Source organism: Streptomyces sp. NPDC001415, assembly GCF_053597395.1.
Genome location: NZ_JBSFIE010000005.1, coordinates 233663 through 256096 on the forward strand (window position 1 = coordinate 233663; position 22434 = coordinate 256096).

Below are 22434 nucleotides of genomic sequence, written 5' to 3' on the forward strand. Positions count from 1 at the left end.
CACCCACACCCCCGGCTGGTCCGGGGAAGGGACGGGGAGGGGCCCAATGGGGTCCGGGGCGGAGCCCCAGCAGCACCGGCCCACCACCCCGCCCCCCGTCAGGCAGAACGCTTCGCGCGGCGGCCGCTGCGGCGCGGGGCCGGTTCCGCGCCGTCCAGGAGGTCGCGTCTGCGGTCCTCCCCCCGCTCCTCGACCTGCAGCACGACCCGCCGCAGCCCGTCGGCCACGCTCCGGCACTCCTCGTCGCCCAACTGCCCCGTGACAAAGGCCTCTTCCTCGTTGAAGCGCGGGAAGAGGCCCTGCATCAGCGCCTCCCCGTCATCGGTGAGGCTGAGCAGCACGAGCCTGCCGTCGGTGGGATGGCCGGCCCGTCGCACCAGGCCGCGAGCCTCCAGCGTGCGGGCGACGCCGGTCAGCGTGCCCTTGGAGATGCCCGCCTCCTCCGCGACATGGCGGGTCTCCGACTCCCCCCAGATCCACACCACCCAGAGCACGACGAACGCGGTCCACGTCAGATCGCAGCCCCGCAGCACGGAGTTCTCCAGGTGCTGGCGGACCGCGGAGGCCGCCCGGTAGATGTTGGCGACCACGGCCATCTGGTCATGGCGGATCGGCGTACCGCCGAGCTTCGCCTGCGCCAGCTGCTCTGCTTCGGTGATGGATCGCCGGCCGGGCACGGGCCACACCCCTTCGACGCCGCGGGGCGGCATGGTTCGAGGACATCGTTCGGACTCAAATTGTACGAACGACGACCGGAAGCCGTCCCACCCCCGCACACGGCCGCTTGCCCTTCTGCGGGATGGCATTCCCCACTCCGACGGCGTCCGCGCTCCTCGACCCCGGCACCGACCCGACCCCTGCCGGTCAGCCTCCGAATCGCACGCTCAACGGCAGCCGCACACCGAAGCTCAGGGTCTGACCCGGCTGAGCCGCGTCGAGGAATTGATTCGGGTCGCAATCCGCGTCCTCGTACAGAATGGCGGTGCTGTTCGTTCCGTTGTGGACACTGAGCGCCTCGCCGCTGAGGATGAAACAGAAATGGTCGGGCGGATTGTCGATGGTGGTGATTCCCCCGGTGTCCGCGCGTTGATAGCCGAAGCTTCCCGCGGCGGCCTGGGCATCGGTGCGGAGCCCGGCCATCGCGGCGAACAGCGACAGCGCCGCACCGGCGACCAGTACCGACTTGGCCGCCTTCTCACTTGTGAGCACCCGCATGAATGCACGCATCTGCGCTCTCTCCCTCCCTGCCCAACTCTGTCTGGAGTCAGACCATTTGAGAGTCCCGTACGGACTTGGGCAGGGGAAGCGACTCATGCCGCCGTCACTCGGACGGCGCAGCGCACACCCTCGACGTACAGGCGCTGGCGAGCGCCTGGAAAGCCAGTGCGCGACCGTTCGAGCCGTTGCCGTCGGCACTTTTCCCAGGGAACCATCGAGTGACCCAGAAGGGGGGTGCCTATGCACAGGCGAGTTACGCCACGAAAAGCCCTACGGAAAGCCGATCCGCGAAAAGTGACGCCCGGTCCGGCAATTCGGCGGCTGGGAACGGCGGTTGACGGGGCCATTCTTCTGATCGCCCTGCTGCCGAGCAGCGCCCGGGCGGCCGAAGGCCAGTTCCCCTACACCCGATTCGACACCGGAACACTCGACGCGCTCGTCAATCCGCCGAACGGCTTATGCCTGCCCCTGGCCGGCGGCGCGGCCCACGCGAGCAACGACACCGATGCCACCGCATTCGTCTACGCGGACACGGGCTGCACGCAACTCCTCGCGATCGTGGGCGCCGGAGGAACCTGGGACGAGACCGGCCCTCCGCCGCTGCCGGCCCGCAGCGCGGGATTCGGCTCCGGCTAGCACATGCCCCGGCTCGGTCCTCCAACTCAGCACCACAGCAAGGGAGTTCCCTCATGAACGTTCTGCGGCGGGCGAGCAGAATCCTCGTGTCCGCGGCCGCCATCGGTGCCACCCTCCTCGTCCTGAACCCCGCGACGGCTTCGGCCGGTTCCCAGGGGGGAGCCGTCCGTTCAGGGGTCGCGGCCGACTACAAGTGGTTCACCTGGGACGACCTGAGCGTCGGCGACTGCCATCAGACGGGCGGCCACCTACAGCTCTATTCCGACGGCAAACTCACCTTCAACGCCACGACCTGGACGACCCGCACCATCAGCGGCGACATCTGGCACTCGCGGTTCAAGCTGAACAATTCGGCAAGTCAGACGGTGTACACCACCGGGACCTACAACAGCCCGACCATGTGGCCCAGCAAGCACCACACGTACACGGTGCAGGGCACCTTCGAACCCAGCGTCTACCACGCCATCGCGAGGGTCGTACAGCACTCCGAGTGCTGAGACCCGTACCCACGAGCGGCGGCGCTGTGCTCTGCGAAGCACAGCGCCGCTTCTTCATGTGGTGCGCGGGATGCGCGCCGGTGCCCCTACTGGGGCTTGAAGGAGCGGATCTGGTAGCTGCCCTGGAGGTTGCCGCCCTGGCCTGACGGGGTGGATCCGACGCGTGAGTTGTAGTTGGTGTGCGTGTAGTACTGAACGCGGTGCCCTGTCTTGTTCCACACGGACTTCACGTTCTCGCCCCTCTGGATGAAGGAGCAGTTGTCCGCGGTGTTGGCCAGCCTGGACTGCGACCACTGACAACGGGTTCCCGAGCCGTTCCAGCCGCTGTAGATGCAGAAGTATCCGGGTGAGCAGTTGTAGTCCGCCGTACCGGTGGGCGCCGCAGGGGCCGCGGTCGCCGTGGGTACGACGCCCAGCGCGGCGGCCAGGGCCATGGAGGCGATGGCGAACGAGTGGATACGACGCATAGGAAGAACTCCTCTGTCTCGTCGGCGGTCCGGGCCGGCCACATCTCCAGCGCCGACCACGCGGGACCGCATGGGCGCGGGGAAGCCACGGCCGAACGGTGGCACCGATGGGCCCGCCCCGCGAGAACACCGCCAGTATTTCGTCGCCCAAAGCGCACCATGAGGGCATTTCTCGACTACCGGGCGAGGCTGGGAGCACGGCGGCGCATGCTCCGGTCGTGCGCCGGGGCCCGCCCCGCGCGCCCCGCGGCCTGTCGCGTTGGGGCCGACGGGTGGTCTTCGGCTGGTCTCACGGCGCGGCGCGGCCGCCGCAGCCCCCGGACGTGAAAGGGAGTCGGACAGAACTCCGCTTTATATGACAATCATCCGAACCGGAGGAACTGCGCATGCCTGCCCCAGCACTCCATGCCTTCACCAGCCCGCGCACCCGGGTCGCCGCCGTCGCGGCACTCACCCTCGCGGGGACCGCCCTGGCCGGCACACCGGCTGCTTTCGCCGCTCCCGGCGACAACGGCGACGTCAAGATCCACGCGATGGGAACGCTCTTCACCGACCAGAGCAACAACTCGAAGGTCTGCGGCTTCTACCTCGACGGCTTCAACTTCGACACCGTCCAGAGCGTCACCTGGAACATCGGCCCCCAGCCCGCCAGGGCCGGCGGTGCCACCCTCAACGGCGCCCTCCAGCTCATGGGCGGCACCGGACACACCATTCCGCTGACGCTGCCCGACGGGCAGTACAAGCTCGTCTGGAACATCACCGGCGGCAACGGTACGACCAAGCAGAAGGTCTTCAAGGTCGACTGCACGCCCGCCTCCGCATCCAGCGGCGGCACGCCGCGCGGCGGGGTGCCCGCAGGCGGCGGCGGGCTCGCTGAGACTCCTGGCATTCCGCAAGCCGGAGCCGCGGCAGGCCTGGGACTGGTCTCGATCGCCGGCGTGCTGTACGTCCGCCGGCTCCGCCGTCGCCCCCATGGCCCAGCGTAGACGCGCCCCCATCGCCCGGCACCGGACGCGCGCCTACCGCCTGACGAGGACGGCGGCCCTCGCCCTGTCCCTGGCGGTGGGCGGTGTCTGGTGGGCCCAGGACGACAAGCCCGCCCCGCCTGTCGCAGACGTACCCCGGTTCGCCAAGGGGGCGGCCGTCCCGGCCGGCGACAGCCGGGGCTCGGCGTCCCCACGTCCGGCGCCCCCGCAACCGCAGCCCCCGCAACCGCCGCCCGCGCTGCCGCCGTCCCCGGCCGTCTCGCTCGCGATCCCGCACCTCGGCGTCGAGGCGCCGGTCGTCGCCCTGGGCCTCGACGCGCAGCGGCATCTCACCACCCCGCCCGTGGACAACCCCAAGGTGGTGGGCTGGTACCAACGCGGGGTATCTCCCGGCGAGTTGGGCACGGCCGTCGCCGTCGGACACCTCGACACCAGGACAGGGCCCGCCGTCTTCGCGGGCCTCAGAACACTGCGGCCCGGCCACTCGGTCGAGGCGCGCCGCGCCGATGGCAAGGTCGCCGTGTACACCGTGGACAAGGTCAGGACGTACGAGAAGAACCGCTTCCCCGACCGGGAGGTCTACGGCCCGACCGGGCGTCCGGAGCTCCGACTGATCACCTGCGGCGGCCGCTTCCACCCGAAGACGGGGTACGAGAGCAACCTCGTCGTCTTCGCCCACCTCACCCAGGTCCGCGCCGCCTCCGCGGCCGACCGGGGCCGTAGGGCATAAAGCACTCTCCAGGCATGAAGCACTCCCCGCTTCAACTGGCGGCCGGAAAGCATCGCTTGGGGTTCCGGTGGCGTTCCGGGACTATTGACACTCCTGTCAATGACATGGACATTACTAGTCGCTCATCCGGTTCCTCCGCCGCCCCACCCAAGCGGCCGGGAGCCGTGCTCCACCCCCCACCCTCGTCACATCCATGACGCACGGTCCTGGAGGAGCCACCATGAGACGACGCAGAACCGCCCTGGCCGCAGCCCTGTTCACCGCCGCCGCAGGACTCGCCTCGGTGCAGAGCGCCCACCCCGCCACCGCCCACCCCGCCATCACACCCTCCCCGAACGCCCCCCACCGCGGCACGGTCGCCGGGGCCCGCACCCCGGACCACAACCCCGCCAGGGACCGGGCCGTAGCAGCGCTCAAGAAGGGCCGCAGCACCTCGTTCCGCAAGGACCGGGCCGAGCCCACGCACAACTGGTGGGGCGTGTTCCCCCAGCCGGGCACCCACGACGGCATCACCGCGACCCACACCGTCGACCCGGCCTACCGGGTGAGCGACGCCGACAACTTCACCTACGCACCCACCACCAAGGCGCAGAACTCCTGCATGGAGGTGGTCACCGCCTACTGGAACAGCGGCAACGAGATATGGGCGTGGGACTGGTGCGGGGCCGGCGGCCCCGCCAAGACGGTGGCCGTCGACGCGGACTTCAAGGCGAAGTACACCCAGCCCTCCGGGAACGAACTCGCCTACAGCGTCCAGCTCGTGCGGAACCCCGGTTCCGGCAACAGCTGGTCGTCGTACCTCTACAACTACCGTTCCGCGCGATGGGAGTTGCTGTACCGCCAGTCCGGTCGGGACCAGAGCGGGCTCGACCACGGCTGGGACATGTTCGAGATATACGCGAGCGTGAACCCGTCCACCGGCGTGGGCTACTACTGCACCGAGGCGCGCGACACCGTCTTCGACAGCAGCGCCATAGAGCTGCGCCACCACGGCGCCTGGAAGCCCGCGAGCCCGTCCGACTCGCCGTGGACCGACCAGAATCCGTCCGGGCAGGACTTCCTGTGCCCGCGGTTGAACTTCATCCAGGCGGGCGCCGACGACCACTGGACCGTACGCCAGTAGAGCCGCCCCATCTTTTCCGGGCACGGCACTAGGAACCTCGGGGCCGTCTCGCTACCCTCCGCGCATGATTTCCACGGTTGTCTGGGGTACCGGCAATGTCGGCCGTGCGGCGATACGTGCCGTCGAGGCCCATCCGGCGCTGGAGCTCGCGGCCGTCCTGGTCCACGACCCCGCCAAGGTCGGCCGCGACGCGGGTGAACTGGCCGGTGTCGAGGACCGGTTGGGCATCGCGGCGACCGACGACATCGAGGCCGTACTCACCGCCGGACCCCGGGCCGTGGTGTATGCGGCGTCCGGCGACATCCGGCCCGACGAGGCCCTCGCCGACGTCACCCGCGCGATCCGGGCGGGCGCCGCGGTGGTCACCCCCGCGCTGTACCCGCTCTACGACCACCGCAGCGCCCCACCCGAGTTCCGGGACCCGGTACTCGCCGCCGTCGCGGAGGGCGGCGGGTCCCTGTTCGTCTCCGGCGTCGACCCGGGCTGGGGCAACGACGTCCTGCCACTCCTGATCAGCGGGCTCGGCAGCACCGTGGACGCGATCCGCTGCCAGGAGATCTTCGACTACTCCACGTACGAACAGGAGGAGTCGGTCCGCCATCTGATCGGCATGGGCCATCCGATGGAGTACGAGCCCCTGATGCTCGCGCCGTCCGTCCCGACCATGGTGTGGGGCGGTCAACTACGCCTGATGGCAAGGGCGTTGGGGGTCGAGCTCGACGACATCCGCGAGACCATGGAACGGCGCGCGCTCGATGCCACGGTGAGCACCCGCACGATGGGCACCTTCGAAGCGGGCACGCAGGGCGCGGTGCGTTTCGAGGTGCAGGGCATCGTCGGGGGCGAGCCCCGCATCGTCATCGAGCACGTCACCCGCATCCATCCCTCCTGCGCCCCGGACTGGCCGGTGCCGCCCGGCGGCGGTGACGGGGCGCACCGGGTCGTCATCGAGGGGCGCCCGCGCATCGAGGTCACCGTCGAGGCGAGCGACGAGGGCGACAACCGGTCCGCGGGCGGCAACGCCACCGCGGCCGGCCGGCTGGTGAACGCCGTCGACTGGCTGGTGGCCGCGGAACCCGGCCTCTACGACGCGCTCGACGTACCGCTGCGCCCGGCCGTCGGCAGACTCGGAAGGAAGCAACGATGAGGATCGACATCCCCGAGGGCCAGGAGCCGATCGGGTACGTGTGGGGCGACATGGTCCCCGGTATCGGCATGGCCGCCGCGAACTTCTCCCTGTCCGTGTACGCCCATACGACCCTGGGGCTGCGGGAGTTCGAGGCCGCGCGGCTGCGGATCGCGCAGATCAACGGCTGCCAGTTCTGTCTGGACTGGCGGACCGACCGGGACGGCGAGAAGGTCGAGGAGACGTTCGCCGACGCGGTCGCGCAGTGGCGCACCACCGACGCCTTCGACGACCGCACCCGGCTCGCCGCCGAGTACGCCGAGCGGTACGCCCTGGACCACCACGGTCTGGACGAGGAGTTCTGGGGCCGGATGACCGCGCACTACAGCCAGGTCGAGATCGTGGAGCTGAGCATGAGCATCGGCTCATGGCTGGCGTTCGGCCGGCTCAACCACGTGCTGGGTCTCGACTCGGTGTGCGTGCTGCCGGCGCACTGAAAGGACGACTCGAAAAGACGCATTGAAAGGAGCCGTCCGGTGTCCCGGGCGGCCCCGCGTTCCCGCCGTCACGTGAGATCGACGGCGATGATCTTCTCGATGTTCCGTTCGGCGAGCGCCGTGATGGTGACGAACGGATTGACGCTGGTGTTGCCGGGGATCAGCGAGCCGTCGATGACGTACAGGCCCGGATAGCCGTACAGGCGCCCGTAGTTGTCGGTAGCCTTGTTCAGGACCGCGCCGCCCAGTGGGTGGTAGGTGAGCGTGTCGTTCCAGATCTTGTAGACGCCGAACAGGTCGGTGCGGTAGATCGTGCCTTCCGTGGCGTTGATCTTGTCGAAGATCGTCTTGGCCATGTCGATGGACGCCTGCTTCCAGGCGGTCTGCCAGTCCAGGTCGACCCGGCCGGCCGCGGGATTCCAGGAGAACGTGCCGCGGTTGGGGTTCCTGGTGATCGACAGGTAGAACGAGGCGTACGTCTCGATGCCGGTGGGCAGCGGCGCGACCTCGGCGAACGCGCCCCCCGCCGTCCAGTTGTCGATGCCTCCGCACGGGATGGCCGCCTGGACCTTGCCGGTGGGGTCCCACAGGTAGTTGGCGCGGCCGCACATGACGTTGCCGTTGTCGCCCCAGCCCCGGCCGATCTCGCCGTTGAGCTTGGGCAGGGCGCCGGTGGCCTTCAGTTTGACGAGGAGTTTGCTGGTGCCGACGCTGCCGGCCGCGAAGAACACCTTGTCCGAGGTGACGGTCTTGGTGGTGGTGACATCGCCGTTGGTGTTGAGCTGCTCGATGACGACGGTGTAGCCGCCTCCGGAGCCCGGGGAGACCGAAGTGACCCTGTGCAGCGGGGAGATGGTGACCCTGCCGGTCGACTTGGCCTGGGCCAGGTAGGTCTTCTGAAGCGACTTCTTGCCGTAGTTGTTGCCGTACAGGATCTCGCCCGCGACGGCCGACTTGGGGACGGTGCCGGCGGACTCCTGCTTCATGTAGTCCCAGTCGTACACGTCGGGTACGAACACGAACGGGAAGCCGGAGCGCTGGGCCTGCTTGCGGCCGACGCGGGCGAACTGGTAGCAGTCCACGGTGTCGAACCAGGCCGGGTCGACGAGCCCCGACCCGAGTCCGGCGTTGGCGCGCGGGTAGTAGGTGCTGTACATCTCGTCGGGGTTGACGGACGGGAGGACGGCGCCGAAGTTCTCGCGCTTGGGCGTGACCGCCATGCCGCCGTTGACCAGCGAACCGCCGCCGACGCCGCGGCCCTGGTAGACGGTGATGCCGCTGAAGTCCTCGGCGTCCAGGATCCCGGTGTAGCGGGGGATGTCCTTGTCGATCGGGATGCCGAAGAAATTACTCAGCGGCTGCTTGGTCTTGGTGCGCAGCCAGTACGAGCGGTAGTCGGGCGCGGTCGTGTTGCAGAAGATCTTGCCGTCCGAGCCGGGAGTGTCCCAGGCCATGCCCATCTCGATCATCTGCACGTCGACGCCCGCCTGGGCGAGCCGCAGCGCGGCGACCGAGCCGCCGTATCCGGTGCCGATGACGAGCGCCGGGACATGGGCACCGTCGCCGATCGGGGCGGCCTGGGCGACGGTTCCCGCATGCGCGGCGGCGCCGTGACCGACGAGTGCCGCGGCACCAAGAATGGAACCCGTTCCAGCGATGAATCTTCGCCGGGAAACACCCTGGGAACCTGAAGGTTGCATGGTAGTGTCACTCATGTGACATTCCTCACTCTCGATGGAGTGAGAACAGGTTCTACTGGCGCTTCCGTGATAAGTCACTACATACCTAGAGGTAACTTCTGGCTCATTACGCGCTCTTGACCGGGGGCTCGGGCGCCGGTTTGCGGTTGATCGGGGTCACCGGGGTGCGGATGGCGACCGGGGTGCGGCGCGGCCCTGACCACGGAGCCGGCACGGCGTCGATGTCCCGCGCGATCCGCATGGCCAGCGCCTCGTAGTTGATCCGCCACCCCCGGAAGTGCGGCCACGCCTCTTCGGGGCTGCGCTCGGCGGGATAGCCCTGCTCCCGCATGCGCGCCACCCCGGCCAGGAAATCCTCGTAGGTGAGTTCCAGCGGGCCGTCCGGGTGTGGATCGGGGTCGTACGGGATGCCCTGGAGGTCGGCGATGTCGCGGAGGCAGACGAATCCCGCGCGCAGCGCCATCCGTACGTCGGACTGCGGCTGGGAGGGGTTGAAGGCGAGCTGGAGCGCTGCCGCGTCCATCACCGCAAGGAGTGCGATCAGCCAGTTGCGGGTCGCCTTCGGGGAGCGGAAGTGAATGAGTACCGGATAGGTGGTGTGGCTCTCGCCCACCTCGGCGCTCCACCGCTCCCAGTTGACGAACAGCTCGCCGATGCTGTTCACCAGCTCGACCTGGGCGTACCGGGCGAGGATCTCGGGGCCCCAGGGCGGGCTGCCGGCGCGCGCCTGGAGGAGGGTGACCTCGGTTTCCCGGCGCTGGTAGGCGGCGTACAGGGTGGGCAGATAGCCGATCTGAAGGCCGATCACGATCGGTCCGGTGGCCGCCGCGCAGAAGTCGATCGCGTTCAGGCTGACCCGGTTGCCTGCGGCGAAGCCGAGGGTGAAGAGCGAGGAGCCCGATTCGGTCATCGACTCCCGCAGACCGAGCCCGCTCACCGCCGCTTCGAGCAACCCGTAGCCGATCATGAACAAGAGCAGCCAGCCCATCAGGGTGACGACGATGGACAGCGGGGCGACCGGCGCGAGCACCCGGTCCTTGGCCTCGGCCCCGTGCAACAGGTCGGCCACCCGCTGGAACGGCCAGCGGACCGCCTGCTGGACGATCCGGGTGAAGCTGGATCGGGTCGGCCGGGGAATCACCAGGGTGCGCAGCACCGAGGAGAAGATCCCGAGCACGAGGACGGCGCCGAGGACGCCGAACACTGCTCTCACCTGGACGTTGTTCCTTTCCGGTACGCCCGGCGACGCCTGCCCCCGCCCGGCCACAGGAAGGTTACGTCGCCCCGGATCCGGCGGACCGCAGGCCCGGCCCGCGCAGGCGGACGCGCCGGGCGAGGCCACGTCCGCCGCGTAACAGCGAAGGGCTACGGACGGCGGCGGGGCTTGCCGCGCTTGGCGCCGCTCTTCGGGGCGCCCGAGCCACCGCGCGGGTTCTTGGCGCCGGGCTTGCCCGCCTTGCCGCCCGACTTGCCCGCCGCGGGCTTGCGCTGGGCGCCGCCCTTGTCGGCGCGCTTCTGCTTCGGCTGGGGCGGCGTCGGCGTGCGGCCGCGGGAGCTGTTCACCGTACGGCCGCGAACGATGCCGATGAACTCCTCCACCAGGTCGGGGGTGATCTCCTCCTCCGGCCAGGACAGCGCGACGCGCGACTCGGGGACCCCGGTGATCGTCCGGTACGTGAGGTCCTTGCGATGGTAGAGGCGGGCGAGCGACTGCGGCACGACGAGCAGTCCCACTCCGGCCGCCACCAGCTCGATGGCGTCCTCCGTCGTGGCGGGGCGCTCCAGGGCGGGCCGGCCCGGCGGGCGCTCCCAGTCGAGGGTGTCGTCCAGGGGATGCAGCACGATCTCGTCGGCCAGCTCCTCGGCGGACACCTCCTCGACCGCCGCGACGAGGTGGTCCTTGGGGACCACGACGACCGTCGTCTCGGTGTAGAGAGGGATCGCGCTGAGGTCCGTACGGTCGATCGGCAGCCGCACGAATCCCGCGTCCGCGCCACGGCCGCGCAGCATGTCGGGCGCCTCGGCGGCGGGCACCGTGCTGAGGGTCAGGGGGACGTCGGGCAGCCGCTCGTTCCAGATCCGCACCCACTTGCTCGGCGTCACACCCGGAACATAGGCGAGCCGGAACGATGGGGATTCTTCCGAGCCTGTCACTTGGCCAGGTTACCGGTCATGGTCGGCGGCATCGCACACGCTCGCTACTCTTGACACATGACGTCGCACCAGACCACCCAGACGATGAAGCCCGCGACCGCGGCGAAGAAGCTGGGTGTGTACCTTGAGGCCACCCCCGCCGAGTTCCAGGAGGGTGTCGTCTCGCGTACCGAACTGAACGCCCTGCAGGCCGACCCGCCCCAGTGGCTCCAGGACCTGCGACGCACCGGCCCGCACCCGCGGCCGGTGGTCGCGGCCAAGCTCGGCGTCTCCATCGCCGGTCTCGCGCGCGGCGGGGTCACCGAGGCCCTCACCACCGAGCAGATCGACGCGCTGAAGCAGGAGAACCCGGAGTGGCTGCGGAAGGAGCGCGCCACCCAGGCCGAGGTCCGCAAGGAAGCCGTCCGCATCAAGGAGAAGCAGGAGAAGGACAGGGAGAAGAGCGCGCAGCAGGCCGACGAGTCCCGCGGCCCCCGCTCCTGACCCACCCCGGCGTCCGCTGACGCCAAGCAGTTGTACGAGAGTGCCGCTGACCGGTCACCAAGCACCTGGTCAGCGGCACTTTGCGTGTGCATCACCCCGGGTTGACCCAACTCCCTTGAACGCGCGCCCAATTGCGTAACCTGACGAAGCGTCAGTAGAGACGCCCCAGGCCTCGGATCGCGGTTGCGCAAGACGGGGGTCGGGCGGTGATGGTTGGGGCATGATGACGCCATGGCCGAGATCAGCGAGCTGTGGAACGAGGGTGTCACCGCGTCCGACTACGGCGCGGAGAGGGCGACCTACCACGAGGCCGTCTTCGAGCAGTACAAGCTGTGTGTCGAGATGGCCGACCGGGTCAGCTCCCGCCGCAACCTGGCGAACACCTTCTTCCTGACGCTCCACAGCGGCCTGGTCGCCTTCCTCGGCGCCTGGCTGTCCCAGGCGCACCACGGCAGGCTCTCCGTCCTGCTGCTCCTCGCGGGGCTGCTCGTGCTGCTCGCCCTGTGCACCGCGTGGTGGTTCACCCTGCGTTCGTACCGGCAGCTGAACGAGGGGAAGTTCCGCGTGATCGGCGCCCTGGAGGAGCGCCTTCCGGCCCGCGCCTTCCAGAGGGCCGAGTGGGAGGCGCTCGGCAGGGGGCTCGACTGGCACGTCTACCTGCCGCTGACCCAGGTCGAGCGCTGGATCCCCGTCATCTTCGCGAGCACGTACTTCCTGGGATTCATCGGCCTCGCGGTGTGATACGCACCGGACCATCCCGTAACGTGACAATCAACCGACCTGGCCCGGAAGGAAGTTGTCACGTGACCACGATCGCCGTCACCGGCCATATGGACCTGGCTCCGGAAGCCGCCGGGCCCGTACGCGGCGAACTCCGCATGCTGCTCGGGGAGTTCGAGGGCGATGACCTGGTGGGGCGCTCGTGCCTCGCGCGGGGTGCCGATGCCCTCTTCGCCCAGGAAGTACTGGCCATCGGCGGCCGGCTCTCCGCGATCATCCCGTCCCGGGACTACCGGGAGACCGAGGTGCGGGAGGCGGACCTCGCCGAGTTCGACGCCCTGCTCGACGCCGCGCAGGAAGTGGTGGTCATGCCGTACGACCACGCGGGACGCACCGCCTACGAGGCGGCGAACCGCCGCCTGCTCCAGGGGGCGGACCGCCTGGTGGCCGTATGGGACGGCAGCGCGCCCTCGGGCCGCGGCGGAGGAACCGCGGACGTCGTGAGCGCGGCGCGGGCGGCCGGCGTACGGGTCGACGTGGTGTGGCCACCGGAAGCCGTCAGGACCAGCACCCAGACCTGAGAGCGCCGACGGCCCCCGGGGCGGTACGCCCGGGGACCGCCTTCCGCGTGCTCAGCCCCCGCCGCCTGCGCGCCACCGTACGACGCCTGTCGTAGGGTGATGCAGTCGTGCAGTGCCGCGGGAATCCGGAGCAAGTTGAGCGTGTCGTCGTCCTTTCAGTCGGTCCTGGACCGCATCGCCACCGAGATCGCGGCCACCCCGGGCCGCGGCCGCCCTGCCGACTACATCCCCGTCCTCGCCTCGGCCGACCCTCGGCGCTTCGGGATGGCCGTCGCCGAGCTCGACGGCACGGTGTACGGGGTGGGCGACTGGCAGCACCCGTTCTCCACCCAGTCCATCACCAAGGTCTTCACCCTCGCGCTGTGCCTGTCCCGCGAGGGTGAGGAGCTGTGGGAACACGTCGGCCGTGAACCTTCCGGCAACCCCTTCAACTCGCTGGTGCAGCTGGAGTACGAGGACGGCATCCCGCGCAACCCGTTCATCAACGCGGGCGCCCTCGTCGTCACCGACCGCCTCCAGACGCTGACCGGCGCCGCGGCCGACACCCTGCGCGCCTTCCTGCGCGCCGAGTCCGGCAACCCCCGTCTCGGCTTCAACGAGCAGGTCGCCACGTCCGAGGCCGACCACAGCGACCGCAACGCCGCCCTCGCCCACTTCATGGCGTCGTACGGCAACATCACCACCCCGGTCCCGGACCTCCTCGACCAGTACATCCGCCAATGCTCCCTGGAGGCGTCCTGCGCCGACCTGGCGCGGGCCGCCGGGTTCCTTGCCCGGCACGGGATACTCGCCGACGGTTCCGCCCTGCTCACCCGCAGCCAGGCCAAGCAGATCAACGCGGTCATGCTGACCTGCGGCACGTACGACGCGGCCGGCGACTTCGCGCACCGCGTGGGCCTGCCCGGCAAGAGCGGCGTCGGCGGCGGCATCATCGCCGTCGTCCCGGGCCGCTGCACCATCTGCGTCTGGAGCCCCGGCCTCGACGAGCGCGGCAACTCGGTGGCGGGCGTCGCCGCCCTGGACCGCTTCACGACCCTGACCGGCCTCTCCGTCTTCTGACCCACTGTCAGGTGGGATCGACTCCCATCGATCCATGCCGCCACTGTACCTACTAGTATGTACAGTGGCGGGCAAGGGCCACAGTCACACCAGAGCCAGAGCCAGAGCCAGATCCGGGCCCAGACCTCGCAGAGCGGACCCATACCTCAACTCCTCAAGGGGGAACCCGACATGCCGTTCGTCCGCATCGACGCGCTCGGGGCCGACAGCGATCGCCTCGACGCGCTCGGCCGTGCCGTACACGACGCCCTGGTCGAGACGATCGGCATCCCGCCCGACGACCGGTTCCAGGTCCTGGTCGGTCACGACGGAACCCGCAGCACCCTGCGCTACGACAACTACCTCGGCGTGCCTCGCGACCACGGCATCGTGTACGTCGCGATCACCCTGCGCACCGGGCGGACGCCCGACCGGAAGCGGGCCCTCTACCAGCGGATCGCCGAGCTGGCCCACGCGTACGCGGGCACCGAGCCCCGCAACGTGTTCGTCACCCTCACCGAGAACGAGTCCATCGACTGGTCGCTCGGCCACGGCATCGCGCAGTACGCCCCCTCCCCCGAGAACTGACCTGCCGCCCCTGACGCATGGCCGACGGAGGCGTGCAAGGTGCTGTTCCCGCCCAACGGCACGGGGGTGTTCTCAGGCACCGCTCGGGGCCGGTTCCCCCTCGCTCATCGGCGTGCGGGCCCGCCGGGGAAGCAGGAGCGGGGTGGCCAGCATGAGGACTCCGGCGGCGGCGATCGCGGTGCGCGGGCCGGTCAGGGCCGCCAGCACGCCCCACAGGGCGGTCGTCGCGGCGGTGGTGACCTTGGTGGTGACCGACCACGCGGACAGGGTACGGGCGACCCGGTCCATGCCGGTCTGTTCGAGCCGGTAGGTGGCGAACACCGGATTGAAGATCCCGCAGCACGTGATCAGCCCGAGCTCGACGACGATGACGAGCACGAGGCCGCTGACGCCGGGGCGGATGAAGGCGAGCCACAGCACCCAGCACGCGCGCAGTACCCCGGACGTGAACATCACCTTGTGCTGCCCGAACCGGGCGACGAGCCGACGTGCGAGCCGTGAGCCGATGAGGCCGCCGATGCAGGGGGCTCCGAACGCGAGGCCGTACTGCCAGGGCGCGAAGCCGAGGGGGCCGAGCATGAGCGTGGCCATCAGCGGTGCGGTCGCCATGATCAAGCCGTTGTTCAGCGCCGTGTTGAAGAACAGCGGGCGCAGCGCCGGGTGCGTCAGGATGAACCGCCACCCTTCGAGCAGCTCGCCTCGCCGCTGCCCCGACGGTGCGACGGCACGCTTCGGCGGGGGCGCCTCCTTCCCGCCGATCGCCCGGATCCCCAGGGCCGAGAGCAGATAGCTGACCGCGTCGGCCGTCACCGTGGTCACCGGGCCCAACAGTCCGATCGCAGCCGTGCCGAGCGGCGGCCCGATCATGGTGGCGGTCCAACTGGTGGACTCGAACCGGCCGTTCGCGACGAGCAGGTCCTCGGGCGGTACGAGCGCTTTGAGGCAGGCCCCGCTCGCCGCCCTGGAGGTGAGGTCGGCCGCGCCGACGACGACCGACACGACCACGAGCTGGACGAAGCCGAGCAGGCCGAGCGCGAATGCGGCGGGGATGCTCAGCAGGGACGCGAAGCGGATCAGGTCCATCGCGATCATCACCGGCCGCTTGCGGCGGAACTCCACCCACGGGCCGAGCGGCACCGCGAGCGCGGCCCCCACCGCGAGCCCGGTGGCGGCGAGCGCCGACACCGCGGCCGGCCCGGCGTTCAGCACCAGGATCGCGATGATCGGCAACGCGTCGAACGCCAGCATCGTGCCGACCGTGCTGACCCCGTACGCGGCCCACAGCCACCCGAACCGCCGCCCGAGCGACCGCCTGCCCACCATGCCCAGCACACCCTTCGCCGCCCCTGCCGAACAACCTCGCGTTGACCAGCGAGATCAAAGCGGCCGTCCCACCCGCCGGTCAAACAACTACCCGGGCGGAAAGCTACAACCAGGCATTGTGCACCAGGGACGACAACGCGGCCGGGGGTCCCCCTGGCCCGTTGGGCCTGGGGGAGGGCGTGCCAGGGCCGCGCGTCCCGGACAGGATCCGCGGACAGGCACTAGGGTCGCCCACCGTGGATCTCAACGCCGTACGTACCTACGTCGCCGTGGCGGACGCGGGCCAGTTCCAGCAGGCCGCCGCCGATCTCGCGATCACCCAGCAGGCCGTCTCCAAGCGCATCGCCGCACTGGAGAAGGAACTCGGTGTGCGGCTGTTCACACGGACACCGCGCGGGGCCCGTCCCACCGTGGACGGGCAGGCGTTCCTGCCGCATGCCCGGGCTCTGCTGCGGGCCGAGGAGCGGGCGGCCGCCTCCGTGCGGCCCGGCCACCGCGCCCTGCGCGTCGACGTGATCGGCCGACGGCTCGCGCCCGCGGACCTGCTGCGCGACTTCCACCGCGCGCATCCCGGGACCGAACTCGACGTGGTGACCCTCTTCGACGCGGACGCGGCCTTCACCGCGATCCGCTCAGGCACGATCGACGCGTCCTTCCGCGCGGTCACCCTGCCCGAGCGGCAGCTGCCGGACGGGATCGAAACCGCCCGGGTCCATGACGAGCCCGTGCAGCTCCTGACCGGGCCGGACCATGCGCTCGCCGCGGCCCGCGCGGTCACGCCCGCCGCGCTCGTCGGACACCGGATCTGGATGCCCGGCCTCGTCGCGGGGACCGAGTGGGCCGCCTACTACGACGAGCTCGCCGCCGCGTTCGGGCTCACCATCGAGGCCACCGGCCCCGACTTCGGCACCGAGCCGCTGCTCGACACGATCGCCGACTCCTCGACGCTGGCGACCCTGGTCGGCGAGCAGACCCGTTTCGTGTGGCCCGCCGACCAGGGCCTGCGGCGCGTTCCCCTGGTCGGTCCGACGCCGGTCTACCCGCACTCCCTGATCTGGCACCGCGACAACCCGCACCCCACGCTCGCCGCACTGCGCAGCCATCTCACGGCACCCCTTCACGCCAACTCCCCTACCTGGAAGCCGAGTTGGGCGCACTGAAGATCGCGGTATCGACAGCGGCCGTACCGTCCGTACACAGTGACCTCCTCAGCGTTCGTGACCACACCAGCACCGAGGAGCCACCGTGACCCAGTGGGCAGGCCGTACCGCAGTCGAGATCGCCGAGGCAGTACGCCGCAAGGAGGCCACGCCCCGCGAGGTGGTCGCCGGCCATCTGGCCCGGATCGCGGAGGCGGACGGCCGCGTCGGAGCGTTCCGCGTGGTGCGCGCGGCGGCCGCGCTGGAGGAGGCCGACGCGGTCGGCGCGCGGGCGGATCTCGCCCAACTGCCGCTCGCGGGCGTGCCCGTGGCCGTCAAGGACAATCTGCCGGTACGCGGCGAAAGCACCCGCAACGGTTCGGCGGCCACCCCTGCGACACCGGCCGCCGAGGATCACGTCACCGTGGCCCGGCTCCGCGCGGCAGGTGCGGTGGTGGTGGGGCTCACGCACGTACCGGAGCTGTGTGTCTTCGGCACCACGGACGGGGTGCACGGCATCGCGCGCAACCCCTGGGACCCCTCGCGCACGGCGGGCGGCTCATCCGGAGGCAGCGCGGCCGCGGTGGCGGCGGGCCTCGTTCCGATCGCGCTCGGCAACGACGGCATGGGCTCGCTGCGCATTCCCGCCGCGCACTGCGGCCTCGTCGGCCTCAAGCCGGGCACCGGGCGGGTGCCCCGGGACCTCGGTGGCGGCTGGTTCGGCATGTCGGAGAACGGCCCGCTCGCCACGACCGCGGCGGACGCGCGGCTGATGTTCTCGGTGCTCGCGGGCGAACCGGTCACGGACTCCGGCGGGAGCGCACCGACCGGAAAGGGCCCCGGCCTTGACATCGCGTTCTCAACTCGTAGCCCCATAGCGGGAGTTGGCGTCGGCGCGGCATACGCGGGGCTCGCCCGCCAGGCCGCCCGGGCCCTCGCCGGGGCGGGGCACCAGGTGGCGACCGCCCATCCGCCCTACCCCCTCTCCTTCGGCACGGTCATCCTGGCCCGCTGGACGGGCGGCACCGCGCAGGACGCCCGGGGCCTCGACCCACGGCTGCTCGCGCCCCGCACCCGGCGCCACGCCGCGATCGGACGGCTGGCCGCACGGCTCGGCATGCTGCGCAGCGACCACGGGGCGGCGCTGAACGAACGGCTGGATCCCTTCTTCGAGAAGTACGACGTGCTGGTCACCCCCGCGCTCGCCCGTCGCGGCCCGGCGGCCGACGCCTGGCACGAGCGCGGCTGGCTGGCCAACATGCTGGTGAACACCGCCTGCTCGCCGATGTCCCCGCCATGGAACCTCTCCGGCCGCCCCGCCCTCGCCGTGCCGTTCGGCACGCTTCCCTCAGGACTGCCGGGCTCCGTCCAGCTCGTCGGACGACCGGGCGCGGAGCATCAACTGCTCGATCTGGCAGCCCAGTTGGAGGAGCTCCGCCCTTGGCGGCGCACGGCCCCCGTGGAGGCGTCCGGCTCCACTCGTAGGTGAAGCTTCAACGGACCTGCTCAGCAGGCGAGTTGGCGGGATCCGAAGATGACCACAGCTGTGCGCACATGGCATGATCACCTTCACGTTACCTGTCGGTAATGGCCACCCCCCAACCTGAAGGTCACACCTACGTGCGTACGCTCACCAGACGCCTCCTGCTCCCCGGCCTGACCGCTCTCGCGCTGGCCGGTACGGGCTGCTCCTCACCGGGCCACACCGCGGCGGCCGGGCCGGAAAGCGCCGCAACGCCCTCGGCGACGTCCGACGGCACCCAGCAACTCGATGTGAACGCCGCGCCGCAGGGCTCGGCCGCGCCGACGCCGCTGGCCCGCACCCGTACCGGCAAGGGTCAGCCCGAGAAGTCCTCGCTGAAGGTCGCCTCGTACGACAAGGCGAGCGGGCGCGCCGTCATATCCACGGCCCCGCCTGCCCACACCGCGAAGCCGAGCCACTCCCCCACGCCCGGCAAGCCGGTCGACAAGCCCGTCGCCGTGGGCGACATCATCGCGAGTGCCCCGGCGCCCGGCGCCCCCAACGGCCTGCTCGCGAAGGTCACCGAGGTCGTCGGAAAGAAGGACAGCGGCACCGAGGTGAAGACCGCCTCCACGACGCTTGCCTCGGTCCTCAAGGACGACAAGGCCGACGGCAAGGTCCCGGTCGACCCGGCATCGGTCACCGTCGTGCCCCTGATGAAGGGCGTCACCTTCTCCTACGCCAAGAGCCAGGGCGTACGGTTCGGCCCGCAGGGCGCCAAACTGCCGCTCGGCAACCTGCGCCTCGATGTGAACGCGGCGGTCGACACCGCCAAGGACGCCCCCGCCTCGGCCGGCGCATCGGTCTCCGGCTTCGTCCAGCTCGCCCCGCAGGTGGAGTTCTCCTACGACGGCAGCAAGGACGGCGGGCTCGGGCTGAGCTCCGCGTTCCTCGGCATGAGCGGTGACTGGTCCTCGCAGTGGGCGCTCAAGGGCCGCGCCGCCGCCAGTACGGGCGCGCCGAAGCGGATCCCGTTCGCCAAGCTGCACAGCGCGCCGGTCATCCAGGTGGGCCCGGTGCCCGTCGTCGTCAACCTCGACCTGACCTGCTACGTGCAGGTGGAGGCCGACGGCCACGTCACCCTCGACGTTCAGCAGGACGTCAAGGGCGACTTCCGAGTGGGCGGCAGCTACGCGGCGGGCAAGGGCTGGGCCCCGGTCAGCACGTCGGCGGTGCACAGCACCCCGGTGAACGCGAGCGTCACCGCCGCCGGCAAGGTCAAGGGCGCGCTCGGCGCCGAGGCCTCCGTCGGTCTGTACGGCGCCGTCGGCGTCACCGCGGACTTCGCCCCCTACCTGCGCGGCGACGTCGACGCCAAGGCGAACGCGTCGAGCGACGGCAAGGCATCCGCGTCCGCGACCTGGGCGGTGTACGGCGGCTTCGACCTCAGCGGACGGCTCGACTTCCAGCTGTCCCTGTTCGGCACGCCGGTCATCGAGCACCACATCCCGCTGGGCACCCTCCACCGCGAGTGGTCCCTGGCGAACGGTCATGCCGAGCGATAGCCGGTAGGTGGCCGGCTGGGCACCCGGCCGTCGTGCCCAGCACGGCCGTCAAGCGGGACGTACGCCCGTGTACACCGTCGTGGCGCACAGAAGGAAGGCGTCGGAGCGGCTCAGGATGCCGCCCGGCGCGTCCTGGTCGAGCAGCACGTCGAGGGTCGTGCGGTCCTCCGCATCCAGGACTCGCTCATCGTCTCCCGAATCCGCGTCAGACGGGCGTGCAGGAACGTGCGGGCCGACTCATCCACGGGCGCCGGCAGGTCGAGGAGGAGCGTGAAGCCGCCGATCTGAGTGAGCCCGGCGCGGCGGAGCATCCCGGGCCAGTCCTCGACCACACCGGCGCTGCCGGGGAGCTCTGCCCGCATGATCTCGAACCAGTGCTCCTGGGCCGCATCGAGCCGGGCCTGAAGGCCTGGCCTACCGATGCGGCAACTTTGGTCGCTGATTCCGGGACGGTGGGGCGGGAGGACTGGGTCCAACTCGCCATCCCCGCCGGGCGTTTGAGCGCGGCCACCGGACGCCCCTAAGGTGCCGTGATGGACGCAATGGATGTGTATGAGTCTGCGCTCGGCCTCGTCGGCGGCACCCCGCTGGTCAGGCTGCGCACCAAGGGCGCTGCCGCTGTCTACGCGAAGCTGGAGTACCTGAGCATCGGGGGCAGCGCCAAGGACCGGATCGGTCTGCGCATGATCGAGCAGGCGGAGCAGGACGGGCTGCTGCGGCCCGGCGGGACCGTCGTCGAGGCCACCTCCGGCAACACGGGCATCGGGCTCGCGCTGGTGGCGGCCGAGAAGGGGTACCGGATCGTGGTGGTCGTCTCGGACCGGGTCAGCGATGAGAAGGTCGACACCCTGCGGGCCTTCGGCGCCGAAGTGGTGATCAAGCCGGCTGGGCTGCCGCGCCAGCATCCCGACCACCCGATGAGCTTCGCCGCGCACCTCGCGGAGACGACGCCGGGCGGGTGGCTGGCCAACCAGTACGACAACCCGGCCAACCCCGAGGCCCACTACCTGACCACCGGGCCGGAGATCTGGCGGCAGACTCGGGGGCGTGTCACGCATCTGGTGTCCTGCATCGGGACCGGCGGCACGATCAGCGGCGCCGGACGCTACCTCAAGGAGGTCAGTGACCACACCGTCGAGGTGATCGGGGCGGACCCCTCCTCGTCGGTCTACTCCGGGGGCGACGGCCGCCCGTACTTCATCGAGGCGGCCGGACACTTTCTGCATCCGGACACCGCCCAGGACGTCTGGCCCGCGTCCTACCACCCCGATGTCGTCGACCGCATCATTCCCGTCGCCGATCGGGACGCCCTCGAAACGCTGCGCCAACTCGCCCGTGAACAAGGCCTGTTGGCCGGTGGCTCCTCCGGTACGGCGCTGGCCGCGGCCCACCGGGTCGCCGCGGATGCCGGGCCCGACGCCGTTGTGGTGGTGATCCTGCCGGACTCCGGGAGGCAGTACCTGTCCAAGTACTTCAACGACACCTGGATGCTGCGCCTCGGCTTCCTCGACGGGGACGAGAGCGCCCCCAGGGTCGCCGAGGCCGCACCCCTGGACGGCGGCGCCTCACCGCTGCCCTACCTCAACATCCACACCTCCGTCGGTGACGCACTGGAGGTGCTGCGTGCAAGGAAGCGGAGCGGCGCGGGCCCCGTCCTGCCGGCCGGCCCCTGTCCGGCGGGCCCGGACCGCCGGCCCACCGCGCCCGAACTCACCGGTTCAGCGACCCTGGCCGCCCTCGAAGAAGCCCTCCACGACGGCACTGCCGACCCGGCCGACCCGCTGTCGGACCACCTCGAACCGCCGCTGCCCCACTTCGGCTACGGCGAGCCCGCCGCGGCGGCCCTCGGCACACTGACCGGGCACGCGCAGGACACCGCGGTCGTCCTGCGCGACGGCTGCGCCGAGGCCCTCATCCATGCGGCCGATCTCCGGGCGCTGCTCCCGACCCCTCGGTGAGCCTGCCCGGGCCGCCCGGGGCGGTGGCCGCCATGTGCAGGGTTCGCAGGGCCAGGAGGAGTACGCCGATGTCGTCCAGGTAGATCGGGTCCGGGAGGAGGTCGACGGGGCTGATGACATAGAGCAGTGCGCCCCAGAAGGCGGCCTTGTGGGTCAGGGGGATCCCGGCGTCCCGGAGCACTTTGCGGGCGCGGATCAGACGTACCGTCAGAACGACCGCAAGCACGGCGGTCGCGAGGAGGGCGAGGGCCGCGAGGACCAGGGCCACTTTCACTTCGGTGCTCATCGCGCTGCCTTCCGTCGCACTCTGGCGGCGATGCTACTGAAGCCGGCTCCCGGGGACCCGTGGCGTGCTCATGCGATGCCACCTCCTCGCGGCAGGCCCCGGCGGCCGGGCCGGCCGCCTCATCACCCCCCGAGTACCGTGCCCCGGGCGGATCATG

General features: G+C 70.6%; 25 protein-coding genes. 16 read left to right on the forward strand and 9 right to left on the reverse strand.

Annotation, left to right across the window (positions count from 1 at the left end):
- Positions 1-98: 98 nt before the first annotated feature.
- The gene (locus tag ACWC2B_RS08930; protein WP_450715781.1) at positions 99-677 is read right to left on the reverse strand and encodes a MarR family winged helix-turn-helix transcriptional regulator; all 579 of its coding nucleotides are present in this window, start codon (positions 675-677) and stop codon (positions 99-101) included.
- A gap of 187 nt (positions 678-864) precedes the next feature.
- Complete coding sequence (locus tag ACWC2B_RS08935) at positions 865-1227, reverse strand: hypothetical protein (protein ID WP_450715782.1); 363 nt, start codon at positions 1225-1227, stop codon at positions 865-867.
- A 285-nt stretch (positions 1228-1512) separates the two neighbouring features.
- Here ACWC2B_RS08935 and ACWC2B_RS08940 point away from each other — a divergent pair, with 285 nt between their 5' ends.
- Both ACWC2B_RS08940 and ACWC2B_RS08945 read left to right on the forward strand, forming a co-directional pair.
- A complete protein-coding gene (locus tag ACWC2B_RS08940; RefSeq protein ID WP_450715783.1) occupies positions 1513-1854 on the forward strand; it encodes a hypothetical protein in 342 nt (113 codons plus the stop codon).
- Between the two features lie 53 nt (positions 1855-1907).
- Positions 1908-2351, forward strand: coding sequence for a DUF6294 family protein (locus tag ACWC2B_RS08945; RefSeq protein ID WP_450715784.1), 444 nt, complete (start codon positions 1908-1910; stop codon positions 2349-2351).
- Positions 2352-2437: 86 nt separating this feature from the next.
- Here ACWC2B_RS08945 and ACWC2B_RS08950 read toward each other — a convergent pair whose 3' ends face one another.
- Positions 2438-2818, reverse strand: coding sequence for a peptidase inhibitor family I36 protein (locus ACWC2B_RS08950; protein WP_450715785.1), 381 nt, complete (start codon positions 2816-2818; stop codon positions 2438-2440).
- A gap of 386 nt (positions 2819-3204) precedes the next feature.
- Between ACWC2B_RS08950 and ACWC2B_RS08955 the strand changes: the two genes are divergently transcribed.
- The 5 genes from ACWC2B_RS08955 (at position 3205) to ACWC2B_RS08975 (ending at position 7280) form a co-directional block, all read left to right on the forward strand.
- Entirely contained in the window at positions 3205-3804 is a 600-nt protein-coding gene (locus ACWC2B_RS08955; protein WP_450715786.1) for a hypothetical protein, read from the forward strand.
- Positions 3791-4534 (forward strand): class F sortase, encoded by a 744-nt coding sequence (locus ACWC2B_RS08960; RefSeq protein WP_450715787.1) that lies wholly within the window; start codon positions 3791-3793, stop codon positions 4532-4534. Before ACWC2B_RS08955 ends, ACWC2B_RS08960 begins: the two co-directional genes overlap by 14 nt.
- Positions 4535-4754: 220 nt before the next feature.
- Positions 4755-5657 (forward strand): carbohydrate-binding protein, encoded by a 903-nt coding sequence (locus tag ACWC2B_RS08965; protein WP_450715788.1) that lies wholly within the window; start codon positions 4755-4757, stop codon positions 5655-5657.
- A 64-nt stretch (positions 5658-5721) separates the two neighbouring features.
- A complete protein-coding gene (locus ACWC2B_RS08970) occupies positions 5722-6804 on the forward strand; it encodes an NAD(P)H-dependent amine dehydrogenase family protein (RefSeq protein ID WP_450715789.1) in 1083 nt (360 codons plus the stop codon).
- Entirely contained in the window at positions 6801-7280 is a 480-nt protein-coding gene (locus tag ACWC2B_RS08975) for a carboxymuconolactone decarboxylase family protein (RefSeq protein ID WP_450715790.1), read from the forward strand. Before ACWC2B_RS08970 ends, ACWC2B_RS08975 begins: the two co-directional genes overlap by 4 nt.
- 68 nt (positions 7281-7348) lie before the next feature.
- Here ACWC2B_RS08975 and ACWC2B_RS08980 read toward each other — a convergent pair whose 3' ends face one another.
- The 3 genes from ACWC2B_RS08980 to ACWC2B_RS08990 all read right to left on the reverse strand — a co-directional run bounded on the left by ACWC2B_RS08980 (position 7349) and on the right by ACWC2B_RS08990 (position 11134).
- Positions 7349-8995: a GMC oxidoreductase gene (locus tag ACWC2B_RS08980; RefSeq protein WP_450715791.1), complete on the reverse strand. Its 1647-nt coding sequence runs from the start codon at positions 8993-8995 to the stop codon at positions 7349-7351.
- A 91-nt stretch (positions 8996-9086) separates the two neighbouring features.
- Positions 9087-10193, reverse strand: coding sequence for a hypothetical protein (locus tag ACWC2B_RS08985; protein WP_450715792.1), 1107 nt, complete (start codon positions 10191-10193; stop codon positions 9087-9089).
- A gap of 152 nt (positions 10194-10345) precedes the next feature.
- Positions 10346-11134, reverse strand: a complete 789-nt coding sequence (locus tag ACWC2B_RS08990; protein WP_450715793.1) for a LysR family transcriptional regulator substrate-binding protein — start codon at positions 11132-11134, stop codon at positions 10346-10348.
- Between the two features lie 57 nt (positions 11135-11191).
- On the opposite strand from ACWC2B_RS08990, the gene ACWC2B_RS08995 reads away from it, so the two are divergent.
- The 5 genes from ACWC2B_RS08995 to ACWC2B_RS09015 all read left to right on the forward strand — a co-directional run bounded on the left by ACWC2B_RS08995 (position 11192) and on the right by ACWC2B_RS09015 (position 14544).
- Entirely contained in the window at positions 11192-11617 is a 426-nt protein-coding gene (locus ACWC2B_RS08995) for a DUF5997 family protein (RefSeq protein ID WP_450715794.1), read from the forward strand.
- Between the two features lie 231 nt (positions 11618-11848).
- Positions 11849-12358, forward strand: coding sequence for a RipA family octameric membrane protein (locus tag ACWC2B_RS09000; protein WP_450715795.1), 510 nt, complete (start codon positions 11849-11851; stop codon positions 12356-12358).
- A 62-nt stretch (positions 12359-12420) separates the two neighbouring features.
- On the forward strand, positions 12421-12918 hold the full coding sequence (locus ACWC2B_RS09005) for a hypothetical protein (RefSeq protein WP_450715796.1): 498 nt from the start codon (positions 12421-12423) through the stop codon (positions 12916-12918).
- Positions 12919-13017: 99 nt separating this feature from the next.
- The gene (locus ACWC2B_RS09010) at positions 13018-13977 is read left to right on the forward strand and encodes a glutaminase (RefSeq protein ID WP_450715797.1); all 960 of its coding nucleotides are present in this window, start codon (positions 13018-13020) and stop codon (positions 13975-13977) included.
- A 171-nt stretch (positions 13978-14148) separates the two neighbouring features.
- Positions 14149-14544: a tautomerase family protein gene (locus ACWC2B_RS09015; protein ID WP_450715798.1), complete on the forward strand. Its 396-nt coding sequence runs from the start codon at positions 14149-14151 to the stop codon at positions 14542-14544.
- A gap of 72 nt (positions 14545-14616) precedes the next feature.
- Here the strand turns inward: ACWC2B_RS09015 and ACWC2B_RS09020 are convergent, their stop codons facing one another.
- Complete coding sequence (locus ACWC2B_RS09020) at positions 14617-15867, reverse strand: MFS transporter (RefSeq protein WP_450715799.1); 1251 nt, start codon at positions 15865-15867, stop codon at positions 14617-14619.
- 236 nt (positions 15868-16103) lie between these two features.
- Here ACWC2B_RS09020 and ACWC2B_RS09025 point away from each other — a divergent pair, with 236 nt between their 5' ends.
- The 3 genes from ACWC2B_RS09025 to ACWC2B_RS09035 all read left to right on the forward strand — a co-directional run bounded on the left by ACWC2B_RS09025 (position 16104) and on the right by ACWC2B_RS09035 (position 20033).
- The gene (locus ACWC2B_RS09025) at positions 16104-17027 is read left to right on the forward strand and encodes a LysR family transcriptional regulator (RefSeq protein WP_450715800.1); all 924 of its coding nucleotides are present in this window, start codon (positions 16104-16106) and stop codon (positions 17025-17027) included.
- Positions 17028-17112: 85 nt separating this feature from the next.
- Positions 17113-18495, forward strand: a complete 1383-nt coding sequence (locus tag ACWC2B_RS09030) for an amidase (RefSeq protein WP_450715801.1) — start codon at positions 17113-17115, stop codon at positions 18493-18495.
- Between the two features lie 131 nt (positions 18496-18626).
- Entirely contained in the window at positions 18627-20033 is a 1407-nt protein-coding gene (locus ACWC2B_RS09035; RefSeq protein ID WP_450715802.1) for a hypothetical protein, read from the forward strand.
- Positions 20034-20143: 110 nt separating this feature from the next.
- Here the strand turns inward: ACWC2B_RS09035 and ACWC2B_RS09040 are convergent, their stop codons facing one another.
- Positions 20144-20395, reverse strand: coding sequence for a hypothetical protein (locus ACWC2B_RS09040; RefSeq protein ID WP_450715803.1), 252 nt, complete (start codon positions 20393-20395; stop codon positions 20144-20146).
- Positions 20396-20566: 171 nt separating this feature from the next.
- Here ACWC2B_RS09040 and ACWC2B_RS09045 point away from each other — a divergent pair, with 171 nt between their 5' ends.
- Complete coding sequence (locus ACWC2B_RS09045; RefSeq protein ID WP_450715804.1) at positions 20567-21991, forward strand: pyridoxal-phosphate dependent enzyme; 1425 nt, start codon at positions 20567-20569, stop codon at positions 21989-21991.
- Here ACWC2B_RS09045 and ACWC2B_RS09050 read toward each other — a convergent pair.
- Entirely contained in the window at positions 21945-22277 is a 333-nt protein-coding gene (locus ACWC2B_RS09050; RefSeq protein WP_450715805.1) for a YkvA family protein, read from the reverse strand. The two genes, ACWC2B_RS09045 and ACWC2B_RS09050, sit on opposite strands and share 47 nt — an antisense overlap.
- Positions 22278-22434: the final 157 nt, after the last annotated feature.

Coding starts and splice junctions, on each gene's coding strand:
- ACWC2B_RS08935 (WP_450715782.1), bottom strand. CDS start 1,227: ATGCGTGCATTCATGCGGGTGCTCACAAGTGAGAAGGCGGCCAAGTCG.
- ACWC2B_RS08945 (WP_450715784.1), top strand. CDS start 1,908: ATGAACGTTCTGCGGCGGGCGAGCAGAATCCTCGTGTCCGCGGCCGCC.
- ACWC2B_RS08950 (WP_450715785.1), bottom strand. CDS start 2,818: ATGCGTCGTATCCACTCGTTCGCCATCGCCTCCATGGCCCTGGCCGCC.
- ACWC2B_RS08955 (WP_450715786.1), top strand. CDS start 3,205: ATGCCTGCCCCAGCACTCCATGCCTTCACCAGCCCGCGCACCCGGGTC.
- ACWC2B_RS08960 (WP_450715787.1), top strand. CDS start 3,791: ATGGCCCAGCGTAGACGCGCCCCCATCGCCCGGCACCGGACGCGCGCC.
- ACWC2B_RS08965 (WP_450715788.1), top strand. CDS start 4,755: ATGAGACGACGCAGAACCGCCCTGGCCGCAGCCCTGTTCACCGCCGCC.
- ACWC2B_RS08970 (WP_450715789.1), top strand. CDS start 5,722: ATGATTTCCACGGTTGTCTGGGGTACCGGCAATGTCGGCCGTGCGGCG.
- ACWC2B_RS08975 (WP_450715790.1), top strand. CDS start 6,801: ATGAGGATCGACATCCCCGAGGGCCAGGAGCCGATCGGGTACGTGTGG.
- ACWC2B_RS08980 (WP_450715791.1), bottom strand. CDS start 8,995: ATGAGTGACACTACCATGCAACCTTCAGGTTCCCAGGGTGTTTCCCGG.
- ACWC2B_RS08995 (WP_450715794.1), top strand. CDS start 11,192: ATGACGTCGCACCAGACCACCCAGACGATGAAGCCCGCGACCGCGGCG.
- ACWC2B_RS09000 (WP_450715795.1), top strand. CDS start 11,849: ATGGCCGAGATCAGCGAGCTGTGGAACGAGGGTGTCACCGCGTCCGAC.
- ACWC2B_RS09010 (WP_450715797.1), top strand. CDS start 13,018: ATGCAGTCGTGCAGTGCCGCGGGAATCCGGAGCAAGTTGAGCGTGTCG.
- ACWC2B_RS09015 (WP_450715798.1), top strand. CDS start 14,149: ATGCCGTTCGTCCGCATCGACGCGCTCGGGGCCGACAGCGATCGCCTC.
- ACWC2B_RS09020 (WP_450715799.1), bottom strand. CDS start 15,867: ATGGTGGGCAGGCGGTCGCTCGGGCGGCGGTTCGGGTGGCTGTGGGCC.
- ACWC2B_RS09040 (WP_450715803.1), bottom strand. CDS start 20,395: ATGCGGGCAGAGCTCCCCGGCAGCGCCGGTGTGGTCGAGGACTGGCCC.
- ACWC2B_RS09045 (WP_450715804.1), top strand. CDS start 20,567: ATGGACGCAATGGATGTGTATGAGTCTGCGCTCGGCCTCGTCGGCGGC.
- ACWC2B_RS09050 (WP_450715805.1), bottom strand. CDS start 22,277: ATGAGCACCGAAGTGAAAGTGGCCCTGGTCCTCGCGGCCCTCGCCCTC.